Origin of the sequence: Erwinia sp. MMLR14_017 (genome assembly GCF_033657285.1) — a bacterium.
Classification (GTDB): domain Bacteria; phylum Pseudomonadota; class Gammaproteobacteria; order Enterobacterales; family Enterobacteriaceae; genus Erwinia.
On record NZ_JAWVWP010000007.1, the window covers coordinates 127,376 to 142,718 of the forward strand.

The following is a 15,343-nucleotide window of genomic DNA, read 5'->3' on the forward strand; positions in this document are numbered from 1 at the left end:
GAGAATGTTGAAAATTACCTGAAAACTGGGCGTTATCAGTTCAGTCAGTTTTGTCCCAAGGCGCAGGCAGCCGCAGCATACGTTGGTATGTGAGGAGTGCAGGCGCCGGGCAAAAATGGCCAGCCAGATAGCCCATTCAGGTTCAGAAAAGGGAAACAAATCGCCATGTTACTACCTTGGCTTATCCTCATCCCGTTCATCGGTGGCCTGCTCTGCTGGCAGCTTGAACGCTTCGGCGCAAAAGTGCCGCGCTGGATTGCGTTGATCTCGATGGGATTGACGCTGGCGCTCTCTTTGCAACTCTGGTTGCAGGGCGGCTATTCTCTGACTCAGGCCGTTGGTCTGCCGCAATGGCAGTCTGAATTCCTTGTATCGTGGATCCCTCGTTTTGGGATTAACGTGCATCTGGCGCTGGATGGCCTCTCGCTGCTGATGGTGGTGCTGACCGGCCTGCTGGGCGTGATGGCTATTCTCTGTTCGTGGAATGAGATTGAGAAATGGCAGGGCTTTTTCCACCTCAATTTGCTGTGGATCCTGGGTGGCGTGATTGGCGTGTTCCTGGCCATCGATATGTTCCTGTTCTTCTTCTTCTGGGAGATGATGCTGGTACCGATGTACTTCCTGATTGCGCTGTGGGGACACAAGGCATCAGACGGGAAAACGCGTATTACCGCGGCCACCAAATTCTTCATCTACACTCAGGCCAGCGGTCTGGTGATGCTGATTGCGATTCTGGCGCTGGTGTTTGTGCACTACAACGCGACGGGCGTCTGGACCTTCAACTATGAAGATCTGTTGAAAACGCCAATGTCGCACACCGTAGAATATCTGCTGATGCTGGGCTTCTTTATCGCCTTTGCGGTAAAAATGCCGGTGGTGCCGCTGCATGGCTGGCTGCCGGATGCCCACAGCCAGGCGCCAACCGCAGGTTCCGTTGACCTGGCAGGGATCCTGCTGAAGACGGCAGCTTACGGTCTGCTACGTTTTGCGCTGCCGCTATTCCCTAACGCCTCTGCCGAGTTTGCACCCATCGCCATGTGGTTAGGTATCATCGGTATCTTCTACGGCGCGTGGATGGCCTTCTCTCAGTACGATATTAAACGTCTGATCGCCTATACCTCCATCTCACATATGGGCTTCGTGCTGATTGCTATCTACACCGGCAGCCAGCTGGCGTTCCAGGGGGCAGTGGTGCAGATGATCGCACACGGTCTCTCTGCTGCTGCGCTGTTTATCCTGTGTGGTCAGCTCTATGAACGTCTGCATACCCGTGATATGCGCCAGATGGGCGGTCTCTGGTCACGCATCAAATGGTTGCCAGGGCTATCGCTGTTCTTCGCGGTTGCTAACTTGGGGATGCCGGGAACCGGTAACTTCGTTGGCGAATTTATGATCCTTACCGGCAGTTTCCAGACGGTGCCAGTCATCATTGTAATCGCGACCTTCGGTCTGGTATTTGCCTCCGTTTACTCGCTGGTCATGATGCAACGCGCTTATTACGGCGCACCAAAATCTGAAACGCCTCTGCGCGGTATGTCCGCTCGTGAGTTCCTGATGATTATGGTGCTGGTGGTTCTGCTGGTGCTGTTGGGGATCTATCCACAGCCGATTCTGGACACCTCACATGCTGCGATGAGTAACATCCAGCAGTGGTATACCGCTTCAATCTCAACTACAAGGCCGTAATTCGCCATGACAATAACTCCTCAACAATTGATCGCGCTTCTGCCGCTGCTGATCGTCGGATTGACGGTGGTAGTTGTGATGCTGTCCATTGCGTGGCGACGCAACCACTTCGTCAATGCCACGCTGGCGGTGATTGGCCTGAACATTGCGCTGGTTTCGCTGTTCTTTGTTGGCCAGGCTGGCCCAATGGACGTCACGCCGCTGCTGCGGGTAGATGGATACTCTATGCTCTATACCGGGCTGGTGATCCTTGCCAGCCTCGCAACCTGTACTTTTGCCTATCCCTGGCTGGCGGGCTATCCCGATAACCGTGAAGAGTTCTACCTGCTGGTGCTGATTGCCGCAATGGGCGGCATTGTGCTGGCCAGCGCCAACCATCTCGCTTCGCTGTTTATCGGTATTGAACTGATCTCCCTGCCGCTGTTTGGCCTGGTAGGTTACGCCTTCCAGCAAAAGCGTTCGCTTGAAGCGGCTATCAAATACACCATTATGTCTGCTGTAGCCTCCTCTTTCCTGCTGTTCGGGATGGCGATGGTCTATGCAGATTCCGGTAACCTGAGCTTTGTGGCGCTGGGCAAGAGCCTGAATGATGGCCTTATCCATCAACCGCTGCTGCTGGCAGGGCTGGGTATGATGATTGTAGGCCTGGGCTTCAAGCTGTCGCTGGTTCCCTTCCACCTCTGGACGCCGGATGTGTATCAGGGCGCACCTGCGCCGGTTTCGACCTTCCTGGCGACTGCCAGCAAGATCGCCATCTTCGGCGTGGTAATGCGTCTGTTCCTCTATGCACCGGTAGCGGACAGCGAAGCTGTACGTCTGGTGCTGGCTATCATTGCCGTTGCTTCTATTCTGTTCGGTAACCTGATGGCTATCTCGCAGAGCAACATCAAACGTCTGCTGGGCTACTCTTCCATTGCTCACCTGGGCTATCTGCTGGTGGCGCTGATTGCTATCCAGACGCATCAGCTGTCGCTGGAAACCGTGGGCGTCTATCTGGCGGGTTATCTGTTCAGCAGCCTCGGCGCGTTTGGCGTGGTCAGCCTGATGTCCAGCCCTTATCGCGGCCCGGATGCAGATTCGCTCTACTCCTACCGTGGCCTGTTCTGGCACCGTCCTATTCTGTCAGCAGTAATGACGGTGATGATGCTGTCGCTGGCGGGTATTCCCATGACGCTGGGCTTCATTGGTAAGTTCTACGTAATTGCCGTTGGTGTGGGCGCTCACTTGTGGTGGCTGACTGGTGCGGTAGTGGTCGGCAGTGCGATTGGCCTTTACTACTATCTGCGTGTGACGGTAAGCCTTTACCTGAACCCACCAGAGCTGCTGCAACGTGATACGCCAGCCAACTGGGCCTTCAGCGCAGGCGGTGTGGTAGTACTGATCTCCGCGATTCTGGTACTGCTGCTGGGTATCTATCCTCAGCCGCTGATTTCGCTGGTGCAGATGGCTCAGCCGCTGATGTAAGCTACAGGGTAAGTGATAAACGGGCTCACTGGAGCCCGTTTTTTTTGGCTTAATTAAAACCAGCGAAGAGCGGGGCAACCTAAATGGAAGTGTACTGGCAGGATCTGCATCACAGCGACCTCAGCGTCACGCAGCTTTATCAGATTATGGCTCTGCGCAACGCGGTATTTATCGTCGAGCAAAATTGCCCTTATCAGGATCTGGATGGGGCTGATTTAGCGGGTGAAAACCGGCATCTGCTGGCGGTTTTTGATCATCAACTGCTGGCATATGCGCGGATACTTGCGCCGGAATCGCTGGAGAAACCGGTAAAAATTGGCCGGGTGATTGTCGCAAGCGAGGCGCGAGGATTAAGCCTGGGAAACCGGCTGATGGAACAGGCGATCGCCTGCTGTGAACACTACTGGCCGCAGCACAAAATTTTCCTTTCTGCGCAGGCCCATCTTCAGGAATTCTATGGTCGCTTTGGCTTCCGGGCAGTCAGTGATATCTACCTTGAGGATAATATTCCCCATGTTGATATGGTGCGTGCTGCAAAATAGTGGGGTCAACATCCGTCACCGCAAGATGAGTAATGTTGACAGACTACTGGCTGTTAACGCTTCTTATAGATATCGGCCGTACCATGCATTTGTTATGAGTATTGCCGGATGTCAGCACAAAAATATCGCCTCCTTTATCATCAGCCATTTTGGATAGCTCAGCATGCGTCAGCTGCGCTGGTTGCACCCGAGGCGGAGACGCTCCCCACTTTTACGTACTGATCCTGCACTTTTTCAAATCAGCCCTTAAGTTGGCTACTCGTCTGGATTGTGCCGCTTTTTATCCGTGCTGAAGACCTTAAACAAAAAAAGCAATTCACCGATCTTTGAAGCTAAACCCGAACAGGACCCGCAGCCAGGCAGATTGAAAGCAGAACAAGGGGGTTACTGGCGAGAAAGTAAAAAAGGGTGAGGAGATGCTCCTCACCCTGATTGATTTACCCGGCAGTCATCTGCCGGTCATCAACATATTTGCGTTTATCTGGCGGTGGCGGGAAGTACTGATAGAGCCACGTTTCGCTCAGCGTTTCATCTTTAGTGCGCAGGAACAGGCGCAGATTCACCGGCTCGGTCGAGTCGCTATCCGGATACCAGTCAAACAAAATACGGTAGCCATCAACAGGTTCAACGTAGAGGATCTCAACCTGCTTAATGGTACCGGAGGTGGTGGTGATCACCGGCTCAATGCCTTTCGGCGCGGCTGCTTTCAGATCGCCCCCCACAAAGTCCACCGCAAAACGGCGGGCCCAGACATCGGGATAGTGTTCACCCGGCGCCCAGCCTTCCGGGAAGCCGCCCATGCCGGTGCGGGTGGCATTCACGCGGGATAAGCCGCTGCGAACCGGTGGCAGGCCACTCCAGTAAAGCTTGTAGCTGAAACTGTGCTCACTGCCTGCTTTGATCGCTTCTGACGGACGCCAGAAGCAGACAATATTATCCAGCGTTTCACCAGTGGTGGGGATCTCCATCAGGTTGATGGCGCCTTTACCCCATTTGCCAACGGGTTCCACCCACAGACTTGGACGCTTGTTATACCAGCCAATCACATCCTGATAATCCTGGAAGTCATGGTTTAGCTGTAGCATGCCGAAACCGCGAGGATTTTCATCCTGGTAAGCGTTGTAGGTCAGACGCTGAGGATTATTCAGCGGACGGCAGATCCATTCTCCCATGCCGGTCCACATCGCCAGACGGTCGGAGTCGTGAATTTGCGGGTGGATGGTGTCGCACATGCGGCGCTCATTGTTGCCGCAGCTGAACATGGTGGTCATTGGCGCGATGCCGAGCTGATCGATATCTTTACGGGCATAAAGGTGGTTTTCCACCTCCATTACCACGCGCTTCTCTTCACAATGAATGATGAATTTGAAGGCACCCGTGCAGCTTGCGCCATCCAGCAGCGTGTAAACGGTAAAGGTGGTGTCACCGGCCTTGGGTGTTTCAAACCAGAAGGCGGTAAAGTCCGGGAACTCTTCTTTGCCGTTGCTGAAGGTATCGATCGCCACGCCGCGAGCGGAGAGACCGTACTGATAGGTCTCATCCACTGCGCGGAAGTAGCTTGCGCCCAGGAAGGAGACGATATCCCGGCTCGCCAGCTCAGGCTTTTTAAAGGCGCGGAAACCAGCAAAGCCTAAATCGGTTTTGCCTTCCAGCTGTTTGGTGTCCACTCTGGCGTTGTGATAGTTGAACAACTCCGGACGGAAGTGAATTTCACGCGCTTCGCGGCTTGCGGCATCCACTGAGAACATGCGCAGACGGCGCTTAAAGCCCATACCAACGTGGAAGAACTGAACGTCAAGCTCACGGTCAGGAATATCGTTCCACAGCGAGTGACTGGCGTCGTACTGAATTTCGTTATAAGCCTGCGGCGTCAGGGTGGCCAGGGTTTCTGGCAGCGGAGCTGGCGCGCCACCGTAGGGTTTTTTGGCTAAGTCGGCCGCCATCTGCTTCAGCACGTTAAAATCAAACCGCTTAGCAGAGCCGTCGGCGATATCGGTATCTGCCCAGGCTGCCTGTGCAAACAGCGTAGATAAACCGGACATACCGCTTACCGTAGCGAAAGCCATTGACGCTTTCATAAACATTCTTCGATTCATGCCAGAAGTCATTCCCTTTGCTGAACGGAGTTGGTAGAGACTATCGTGTAGTTACACTCTGCTTTACCCGGATGTGACACAGGTCACAGGGAGTTACGACAGCTTGTGGGTGTAAAAATTCATTTCAGCAAAAATTTATCAGATAAATCCGGCAAAAGCAGTGCATTCCTGTGAAACCGCAGCTTATTCACTCCACTGCTGGCAGCTGAAGGGGGGAAGCAGCGTGATGACGAAGCCTGTCGGTAATAAACTTATGCAAAGGGGCCTGGCGGTTTGCATGACGCATCACCACGATCAGTTCGCGATAAAAAGTCAGCCCGGCCAGCGGGATGATGCGTACGTTAGCCGGACGGTCGCGCCAGAGGCCAGCCAAAGGCACAAGCGCAACGCCAAGGCGCATTTCTACCATTTTGACGATGGCATCAATTTCATCAATTTCCAGCGCCAGCTGCGGCTCCAGCCGCTGCTCACGCAGAAACTGGCTGACCATTCTGCCGCCAAATGAAGAGCGGTCGTAACGGATAAAGGGATGTTGGCGGATCAGATCTAATGCGTTATCACCGCTCACGTCGGGCGGCGTAATCAGCACGTAAGGCTCTTTCTGCAGCGTCTCGGCATAGAGATCTTTAGTCAGCGCAAAGCTGGGTTTGATGATCACCGCTAAATCGATATTTCCGGCATCCACCTGCGTCAGCAAACTGGAGGAGACGCCGGGAATAAGCTTGGTTTCCAGCGCTGGCGCCTGCTGATGCACGCTAACCAGTACCGCTGGCAGTAAACCCGTTTGCACCGAAGAGATGGCCCCTATCTTGATAGCACCGCGATAGTCCACAAGATCCTCCGGCTGCGCCATGCGGGAAAAAAGCGCCAGCATCTCCCGGGCCATCGGCAGGATACGAACGCCTTCGGCGTTAAGCGCCACGGCGCGGCCCGAGCGGTCAAACAGCCTGATGCCGAGCGCATTCTCCAGCGTTCGCATTTGTGCGCTGACGGCAGACTGTGTCAGGCCAGTCTGCTGCCCGGCGGCGGCAAAAGTGCCAAACTGGCTGACGGCAACAAAGGTTTTAATTTCACGCAGCATAACGACCGATTCCGCAAAAAAATTGTTGATTCATTGTAAAGATATTCGCTTTTCATAAAAAATATTATCGCTAAGAATAGACAAACATCTCGTCCTTTATCCGCTACCGGAGAATTCAATGGCTCTTAGCCCGTTTCATCTGGCAATACCCGTGCATGACCTCGCCGCTGCGCGCCATTTCTACGGCACCGTGTTCAATCTTCCGGAAGGACGCTCCAGCGAGCAGTGGGTAGATTTCGATTTTTATGGTCACCAGTTAGTGATCCATCAGGCACCAAAAACCGCAGCGCAGGATGCCGTGCATACTAACCATGTTGATGGCCACGGCGTACCCGTTCCCCATTTTGGGCTGGTGCTGAGCTGGGAAGAGTGGGAGCAGCTGGCGGCGCGCCTGCGTGATTTCCAGATCAAATTTGAGATTGAGCCTTATATCCGTTTCAAAGGGCAGGTGGGTGAGCAGGCGACAATGTTTTTCTTCGATCCCTGCGGCAATGCGCTGGAGTTCAAAGCTTTTAAAGATATCAGCCGGATGTTTGCGAAGTAACCTCGCCCCGGACGCTCTTCTTCGGGCATCCTGTTACAAAGAGCGCTTCATGGTCGCCGGTCGTGGTGACCGGTTTTTGGGTTTTGCGCCTTAACAGCAGCATTATCAGGCAATTCCTGGAAAGGTTCGCGGGCAGGCTGGCAAATAGTGTCTATAGTTAATGGAGAATTTTATTCGCACAAGGAGATGTTATGGCTACAACAATCGCACCTGAAGAGAACCGCCTGGATGACGACCTGGCGCTGCTGACGCAAACGCTGGAAGATGTTCTGAAATCCTCCGGCGATCCGGCAGATCAAAAATATCTCGACCTGAAAGCCAAAGCAGAAGCCTCGTTGAACGACGTGAAATCCCGCGTCAGCAACGCGACCGACACTTATTATGTTCGTGCGAAACAAGTTGCTTACCGGGCAGATGAATACGTGCACGAAAAGCCGTGGCAGGGAATTGGCGTTGGCGCCACTCTGGGGCTGGTTGTGGGGCTGTTGCTGGCACGCCGTTAAGGCTTTGCATCAGTCATAAGCAACGGGCGTCCTTCGGGGCGCCCGTTGTGCTTGTGGGCAAGTTAGCCCAGATCAAAACAGAGAATCTGTTCCCCCGCTAAACTGGAGAAATTCTGCTCTCTCCGGACGCCGTAATGCCGCTCTCTTTCGCTCTGCACCAGCTGCAAAGGCAGCTTCATGCCGTCTCCCCTGGTCAGCAGGGTTTCCTGCATCTTTCTGCTGCGGCGGGTTCATCCAGCGAAGCTTTAGCCTGGCTGGCTGCTCAGTCTCTCTGGCCACAATTTTACTGGCAGGCCAGAGAAGGGAACGAAACGTTGATTGCTCTGGGCGAGGTAGTGCGCGCTGAAACGCTGGCTCAGGCTGCCCGGCTGCTCAACACCCTGCCCGACGCAGGTTGCCTGGTTGGCGTCAATGAATTTGCCCTGCAACGATGTTATCTCTTTTTACCCCGCTTGCTGTGGCGCAGAGAGAGGTTGAACGTTTTCCTTTGTGGCGATCTCTGTCAGCAGGCGCAAGCCACACTGCGTCTCCTCTCCACACTCCAGCCCGCCGTGCCGCTCCCCGCACTGCCCGCTTGCCCATCTGCCTGCCAGCATTCTCCCGACAAACAAGGCTGGAGAGAGAGCGTGGCGCTGGCGCTTCAGGCAATCAAAGCTGGCGAGCTGGAGAAAGTGGTGCTGGCCCGCGCCACCAACGTCAGTTTTCCCGAGCCTCTCTCCCCACACTCTCTGCTGGCCGCCAGCCGTGAGGTCAATCATCACTGTTATCACTTTCTGTTGGCGCTAAGCCCCCACCAGGCTTTTGTTGGCTCCAGCCCGGAGCGGCTTTATCACCGTCAGGGGCTGGCGCTGAGAACAGAGGCGCTGGCCGGAACCTGTGAAAACAGCAAGGATGCGCTACAGGCCTCTTTGTGGGCCGAAGCGCTGCTTGCTGATGAGAAAAACAGGCGTGAGAATGGCCTCGTTGTGGAGGATATCTGCCAGCGACTGCACGCTGTGACCCAGGGGCTGGATGTTGCTCCGGCGCAGATTGTTCGTCTGCGTAAGGTCCAGCATCTTCGTCGTGAGATCCAGGCCAGGTTGCACCAGCCGGACGATAAGCAGATCCTGCAACAGCTACAGCCCACCGCAGCGGTCGCCGGGCTTCCCCGCAAGGCGGCTTTAAACTTCATTCATCGCCATGAACCTTTTTCACGTAACTGGTATGCCGGTTCTGTGGGATGGCTTTCAGCCGGAGAAAGCGAATTCTCCGTGGCTTTACGCTCAGCCTGGGTGGAAAAAAGTAGCGTGCGCTTCTTTGCCGGCGCAGGAATCGTGGCCGGTTCTGAAGCAGACCTGGAGTGGCAGGAGATCAACCAGAAGGCTTCGGGCCTGGCAAGTCTGGCCGGGGTAGAAATTGCGGGGGGATCCTGCCCCAAATCAAATTGAGCTGTACTTAGCTCTTTTATACTGGTGCCTGCTTTGCTCAGGAGTGGGATATGTCACACAGTACCTTTAACCGCCGCTGGGCGGAGGTGATACTTGAAGCCGTGACGCGTCATCAGGTGCGCCATATTTGTATCGCTCCGGGTTCGCGCTCTGCGCCCCTAACGCTTGCCGCTGCTGGTCATACCCGGCTGGTTTGCCATACCCACTTTGACGAACGCGGTCTGGGCCATCTGGCGCTGGGGCTGGCAAAATCTACCGCAGAGCCGGTGGCCCTTATCGTGACCTCCGGCACGGCCGTTGCCAATCTCTATCCCGCTATCATTGAAGCCAGGCTCACCGGCGAGCGGCTGATCGTCCTCAGCGCAGACCGCCCGCCAGAATTGATCGACTGCGGGGCAAATCAGGCCATTGAGCAGACGAGGCTGTTTGCCAGCCATGCCGCTACGCTTAACCTCCCGCGCCCGACCGCTGATATTCCTGCCCGCTGGCTGGTGTCAGCTATTGATTCAGTGTTAAGCCAGCAGACCTCTGGCGCAGTGCAGATCAATTGTCCTTTTGCCGAACCGCTTTATGGCGGCGATCCTGCTGCTTATAAGAGCTGGCACGCCGGCCTTGGAAAATGGTGGCAGGAGCAACGGCCCTGGCTTGAACACACTTGTGCAACGCAAACGCCGGTTAACAGCGACTGGCCCAGCTGGCGGCAAAAGCGGGGCGTGGTGATTGCCGGAAAAATGCGTGCGGAAGAGGGGAGGGCCGTTGCCGCATGGGCAAGCCGTTTGGGCTGGCCGTTGCTTGCTGATGTACAGTCGCAAACAGGGCAGCCGCTGCCTTACGTCTCACGCTGGCTTTCCGACCCCCGTGCGGTTAACTGGCTTTCCGGGGTGGAAATTGTGGTGCAGTTTGGCAGCCATCTTGTCGGCAAAGCCATTCTGAACTGGCTGTCGCTATGCCAGCCGGTGGCGTACTGGCTGGTGGAAGCGATGCCGGGCAGACGGGATCCCGCTCATCTTCGCGGCTGCCGTATTCAGGCTGAGATCCAACCCTGGCTTGCAGCCCATCCCGCGCTGGAACAGCCTGAGTGGTGTCCTGAATTGCGTTCGCTGGTGGCCGACTGCTCAGCATCCTGCCAGCCCGCTTCCGGTGAAACCGATCAAGCTCAATTAACGGCGCAGCGGGCAGGGCTTAGCCAGCCCGCTTCCGATGAATTCAGTCAGGCTGTTGCAGCAGAGGGAGGAGTATATTGCCAGCCCGCTTTCGCTGAAGCTGAACCAGCGCCAGAACCGGAAGCATCCTGCCACTCTGTGCTGAGTGAGGTTGGCCTGGCGCAGCGCTTGCCTGCTTTGCTCCCGAAACAGGGCGTACTGTTCCTTGGTAACAGCCTGACTATCCGGTTGGTGGATAGTTATGCTCAGCTTCCCGCAGGCTATCCGGTGTTTGCCAACCGGGGCGCCAGCGGTATTGATGGACTGATCGCAACAGCGGCGGGCGTACAGCGTGGCGGCAACAGGCCATTGCTGGCGGTGATCGGCGATATCTCTGCGCTTTATGATGTAAACAGCCTGGCGCTGCTGCAAAACTCCCCCGGCCCGGTGGTCGTGATCGTTATCAATAACCACGGCGGCCAGATTTTTTCGCTGTTACCTACGCCGGAAACGGAACGGGAACGCTACTTTTCGATGCCGCAGCAGGTCGATTTTTCCGCCGCCGCACGGCTGTTTGGGCTGGCTTATTACCGGCCTGATGGGTGGCAGTCGCTAAAGAATGCCCTGACACAGGGGTGGCAAGGTGGTGCAACGCTGATCGAGTTGCAGGTAGCCGACGCCGCGGGCGCCAGAAGCCTGGCGCAGGGCTGGCACGGTGAGCTGGCGCATAATAAATCGCAAACAAATCATGCCGATCGGACCCGGACTCTGGCAGACGCCGGGAAGGGGGAATGGCAATGATCCTGCATGCGCACTGGCAGGGCAAGCATAGCGGATCGGAACCGGTGCTGGTCTGGTTGCATGGGCTGCTTGGCGATGCTGAAGAGTGGCGGGAGGTGCAATCCCTGATGGGCAAAAGGCCCCAGTTGAGTATCAATTTGCCAGGGCACGGCGGCTCTCAGGGGCAGTTTACCAACGGCTTTGAGGCGCTGTCCGCCGCGCTAAGCCATACGCTCCGTTATCATCGTGTCCGGCGCTACTGGCTGATTGGCTACTCCCTTGGCGGACGTTTGGCGATCTACTACGCCTGCCGCCATGCAGAGAGGGGGCTTGAAGGTGTGGTCGTGGAGGGAGGGCATCCCGGTCTTTACTGCTCTGAACAGAGAGCACTCAGGCTGGAACAGGATAACCGCTGGGCCAGGCGTTTCCGCGAGCAGCCTCTGCTCCACACGCTTGAGGCCTGGTATCAGCAGCCGGTCTTTGCCACGCTCACCACGTATCAACGCGCCTCGCTGATTGCTGAACGGCGGCATAATCATGGCGCAGCGGTAGCAGCAATGTTATCAGCAACCTCTCTGGCAAAGCAGCCCTGGCTGCTACCCGAACTGCACCGACTCTCCGTGCCGTTTCACTATTTTTGTGGTGAGCAGGACCGCAAATTTCAACAGCTGGCGGCTCAGGCTTCACTCCCTTGTGAGCTGATACCTGGTGCAGGCCACAATGCCCACCGTGCCAACCCCTCCGCCTTTGCCCATCAACTGGCGCAGCGGCTTACTCCTGAGGAACTCCGATGATTTATCCCGATCAACAGCTGCTTTCCGCCCCGATTGAATGGCTCAATTTCGGCCAGGCTTTCAGCGACATTCATTACCATAAATCCGCAGACGGCATCGCAAAAATCACCCTTAACCGGCCTGAGGTGCGCAACGCTTTCCGGCCGCAAACGGTGAAGGAGATGCTGACGGCGCTACAGGATGCCCGTCTCGATGAGCAGATTGGGGTAATTATTTTAACCGGGCAGGGCGATGAGGCCTTTTGTGCCGGTGGCGACCAGAAGGTGCGGGGTGACTACGGTGGTTACCTGGACGCCTCGGGGGTTCATCACCTGAACGTACTGGATTTTCAGCGCCAGATCCGCACCTGCCCGAAACCGGTGGTGGCGATGGTAGCGGGCTACGCCGTGGGCGGCGGCCATGTGCTGCATATGCTGTGCGACTTAACCATTGCCGCAGATAATGCGCAGTTTGGTCAGACAGGCCCGAAAGTCGGGTCGTTTGACGGTGGATGGGGTGCGGCCTATATGGCGCGTATTGTCGGACAGAAAAAAGCCCGTGAGATCTGGTTCTTGTGCCGGATGTATAACGCACAGCAGGCACTGGAGATGGGGCTGATCAATACTGTGGTGCCGCTGGCTGAGCTGGAGCGAGAAACGGTGCGCTGGTGCCGCGAGATGCTGCAGAACAGCCCGATGGCGCTTCGCTGCCTGAAGGCGGCGCTGAACGCAGATTGTGATGGTCAGGCGGGGCTACAGGAGCTGGCGGGCAATGCTACGATGCTGTTCTATATGACCGAAGAGGGGCAGGAAGGCCGAAACGCGTTTAACCAGAAGCGTCCGCCAGATTTCAGCAAATTTAAGCGTAATCCCTGATGCGCGGCGCGGAGGTATTTGCCTGGGAGATCCCCCTTGAAGCCGGTGTGGTTTTACGTGACAGGCGGCTTAAAACCCGTAGCGGCCTGCTGGTCAGGCTGAGCAGCGGCACCCGACAGGGATGGGGGGAAATTGCCCCTCTGCCCGGCTTTAGTCAGGAAACCGTGGCAGAAGCGCACAGAGAAACTGTTACCTGGCTGGCGTCGTGGTGCGCAGGCAGGCAGCCGGTGGAGAGTCTTTTACCTTCGGTCGCCTTTGGTCTGAGCTGTGCGCTGGCGGAGCTTTCAGCAACGCTGCCAGCAGAGGGCAGTTACCACAGCGCGATACTGTGCACGGGAGATCCCGATGAACTGCTTCTGCGCCTGCAACAGCAGGCTAACCCGCTGGCAAAAATGAAGGTTGGCCTCTGTGAACCGGTGCGCGATGGCATAATGGTCAATCTGCTGCTGGAGGCGCTGCCCACGTTAACTCTGCGGCTGGACGCTAACCGTAGCTGGACGCTGGAGAAGGCGCTCAATTTTGCCCGCTTTGTTGCTGTCGAGCTGCGTCCCCGCATCGCTTTCCTTGAAGAGCCTTGCCGCACTCCGGTTGACTCTCTGCGTTTCTCGGCAGAAACAGGTATCGCGCTGGGTTGGGATGAAAGCGCCAGAGAAACGGGGTTCCGGCCACTGGGCGAGCCGGGCGTCAGGGCCATTGTCATTAAGCCGACGCTGACAGGGAGCCTCACCAAAGTGCGCCAGCTGATCGCTCAGGCTCACCAGGCGGGGCTGAAAGCGGTGATTAGCTCGTCGCTGGAGTCCAGCCTCGGGTTATCTCAGCTGGCCCGTATCGCACACTGGCTCACTCCTGACGTCACCCCAGGGCTGGATACGCTGGCTATGATGCAGCATCAGCTGGTGCGTAGCTGGCCCGATTGCACGCTTCCCGTGCTTGCACCCGGCCAGCTGGAGTGCGTATGGCGGCAGTAACAGAATGGCCCTGGCGCTACTGGGCAGAGCGTAAACCTCAGCAGATTGCGCTGATCAATGAGAAGCAGAGGCTTACCTGGGCGGATCTGGCCGTGCAGATTGAACGGCTGGCTGCGGGGTTTATGCTACAGGGCGTAGATCAGGGGTGTGGCGTGGTGCTGAAAGCGAAAAGCAGTCAGCAGGGGCTGTTGGCTTACCTCGCACTGCTGCAATGTGGAGCACGGGTATTGCCGCTCAATCCTCAGCTTCCGACAGTACAATTAATGGCTCTGTTGCCTGCGTTGAATTGTGAGTTTGCCCTGTCGCTGGAGGGCGCATCTCTGCCGTCGCTGACAGCGCTGACCTTACGTTCGCTGCCCTTTCAGGCCCGCTATAGCTGGAATGCGCAACAGATTGCCACGCTTACCCTGACCTCTGGTTCCAGCGGTCTGCCGAAAGCCGCTGCCCATACCTTCAGCGCCCATCTTGCCAGCGCCGCTGGCGTGGTGAGCGCACTCAATTTCACCTCTGAAGAGAGCTGGCTGCTTTCGTTGCCGCTTTACCATGTTTCCGGGCAGGGCATCGTCTGGCGCTGGTTGCTGAGCGGTGCCGGGCTGGGGATAGTAGGGGAGCTGCCCCTGCATCAGGCGCTGGAAACCTGCACCTTCGCCTCGCTGGTGCCCGCACAGTTATGGCGACTGCTGCAACGCCCATCGCTGCCAGCAACGCTCCATAGCGTCCTGCTGGGCGGAGCGGCAATACCAGAAGCGTTGACAGAGCAGGCCGGGGCGCGGGGGATCGCCTGCTGGTGCGGTTACGGCATGACGGAAACGGCCTCCACCGTGGCCGCTAAGCGGGCGGACGGGCGTCCTGGCGTGGGCCGGGTGCTGCCAGGGCACAATATGCGGATAGTGGCAGGCGAGGTCCAGCTGCGTTCACCCGCGCTTGCCTGCGGCTACTGGCAGCATGGCAATCTGATAAGGTTAACCGATGCGCAGGGCTGGTTTGCCACGAAGGACAGCGGAGAGATCAATGAGGATGAGTTGCTACTGAAGGGCCGCCTGGATAACCAGTTTTTCTCGGCAGGTGAGGGTATACAGCCAGAGTGGGTTGAATCCCTTCTGATGCTGCATCCTGGGGTAACACAGGCTTTTATTGTACCGCTTGAGGATAGCGAGTATGGACACCGGCCGGTTGCGCTGGTGACAATGCGTGAGCCTCTGACGCTCTCCGCTCTGGCAGAATGGGCAGCGACCAGGCTGGCAGGCTTTCAGCGACCGCAACGCTGGTACACTTTGCCAAATCTGGATAGCGGCGGTATCAAGATCTCCCGTCAGGCATTAATTAACTGGGTGGCTGAACAGGAAAAAAGGCGGCATTAAGCCGCCTTCCCGAGACGGCAATGCCGCTTCAGCCTGAGACGCAGGCTACAGCCTGGTTTCAGTTATTTATCACGACCTCTGTCGTCGGCCAGGGTGCCGAG

The 15,343-nt window shown here is 56.7% G+C and carries 12 protein-coding genes and 1 pseudogene; 11 read left to right on the top strand and 2 right to left on the bottom strand.

The annotated features are described in order from the left end of the window. Positions 1-165: 165 nt before the first annotated feature. The 3 genes from nuoM to SD961_RS13480 all read left to right on the top strand — a co-directional run bounded on the left by nuoM (position 166) and on the right by SD961_RS13480 (position 3,692). Positions 166-1,686 carry an NADH-quinone oxidoreductase subunit M gene (nuoM, locus tag SD961_RS13470; protein WP_318790859.1) on the top strand — a complete coding sequence of 507 codons (1,521 nt, stop codon included), beginning with the start codon at positions 166-168 and terminating at the stop codon, positions 1,684-1,686. A 6-nt stretch (positions 1,687-1,692) separates the two neighbouring features. Then, positions 1,693-3,150 (top strand): NADH-quinone oxidoreductase subunit NuoN, encoded by a 1,458-nt coding sequence (gene nuoN / locus SD961_RS13475; protein WP_318790860.1) that lies wholly within the window; start codon positions 1,693-1,695, stop codon positions 3,148-3,150. An 83-nt stretch (positions 3,151-3,233) separates the two neighbouring features. Further along, the gene (locus SD961_RS13480) at positions 3,234-3,692 is read left to right on the top strand and encodes a GNAT family N-acetyltransferase (RefSeq protein ID WP_318790861.1); all 459 of its coding nucleotides are present in this window, start codon (positions 3,234-3,236) and stop codon (positions 3,690-3,692) included. A 437-nt stretch (positions 3,693-4,129) separates the two neighbouring features. Here the strand turns inward: SD961_RS13480 and SD961_RS13485 are convergent, their stop codons facing one another. Then, positions 4,130-5,788, bottom strand: a complete 1,659-nt coding sequence (locus SD961_RS13485) for a glucan biosynthesis protein (RefSeq protein WP_318790862.1) — start codon at positions 5,786-5,788, stop codon at positions 4,130-4,132. A 187-nt stretch (positions 5,789-5,975) separates the two neighbouring features. After that, complete coding sequence (locus SD961_RS13490) at positions 5,976-6,869, bottom strand: LysR family transcriptional regulator (RefSeq protein ID WP_318790863.1); 894 nt, start codon at positions 6,867-6,869, stop codon at positions 5,976-5,978. 118 nt (positions 6,870-6,987) lie between these two features. On the opposite strand from SD961_RS13490, the gene SD961_RS13495 reads away from it, so the two are divergent. From SD961_RS13495 to menE, 8 genes and pseudogenes are all read left to right on the top strand, one after another. After that, positions 6,988-7,413: a VOC family protein gene (locus SD961_RS13495; protein WP_318790864.1), complete on the top strand. Its 426-nt coding sequence runs from the start codon at positions 6,988-6,990 to the stop codon at positions 7,411-7,413. A 191-nt stretch (positions 7,414-7,604) separates the two neighbouring features. Beyond that, a complete protein-coding gene (elaB, locus tag SD961_RS13500) occupies positions 7,605-7,916 on the top strand; it encodes a stress response protein ElaB (protein ID WP_318790865.1) in 312 nt (103 codons plus the stop codon). A gap of 134 nt (positions 7,917-8,050) precedes the next feature. Beyond that, positions 8,051-9,343: an isochorismate synthase gene (locus SD961_RS13505; protein ID WP_318790866.1), complete on the top strand. Its 1,293-nt coding sequence runs from the start codon at positions 8,051-8,053 to the stop codon at positions 9,341-9,343. 50 nt (positions 9,344-9,393) lie between these two features. After that, positions 9,394-11,184, top strand: a pseudogene (gene menD / locus SD961_RS13510) (2-succinyl-5-enolpyruvyl-6-hydroxy-3-cyclohexene-1-carboxylic-acid synthase); the annotation flags it as partial. Between the two features lie 98 nt (positions 11,185-11,282). Continuing rightward, the gene (gene menH / locus SD961_RS13515) at positions 11,283-12,059 is read left to right on the top strand and encodes a 2-succinyl-6-hydroxy-2,4-cyclohexadiene-1-carboxylate synthase (protein WP_318790956.1); all 777 of its coding nucleotides are present in this window, start codon (positions 11,283-11,285) and stop codon (positions 12,057-12,059) included. Continuing rightward, positions 12,056-12,913 (top strand): 1,4-dihydroxy-2-naphthoyl-CoA synthase, encoded by an 858-nt coding sequence (gene menB, locus SD961_RS13520; RefSeq protein ID WP_318790867.1) that lies wholly within the window; start codon positions 12,056-12,058, stop codon positions 12,911-12,913. The genes menH and menB overlap by 4 nt, the downstream gene beginning before the upstream one ends. Next, positions 12,913-13,881 (top strand): o-succinylbenzoate synthase, encoded by a 969-nt coding sequence (gene menC / locus SD961_RS13525; protein WP_318790868.1) that lies wholly within the window; start codon positions 12,913-12,915, stop codon positions 13,879-13,881. Before menB ends, menC begins: the two co-directional genes overlap by 1 nt. After that, positions 13,869-15,242 carry an o-succinylbenzoate--CoA ligase gene (menE, locus tag SD961_RS13530; protein WP_318790869.1) on the top strand — a complete coding sequence of 458 codons (1,374 nt, stop codon included), beginning with the start codon at positions 13,869-13,871 and terminating at the stop codon, positions 15,240-15,242. The genes menC and menE overlap by 13 nt, the downstream gene beginning before the upstream one ends. The last annotated feature ends 101 nt before the right edge of the window (positions 15,243-15,343 follow it).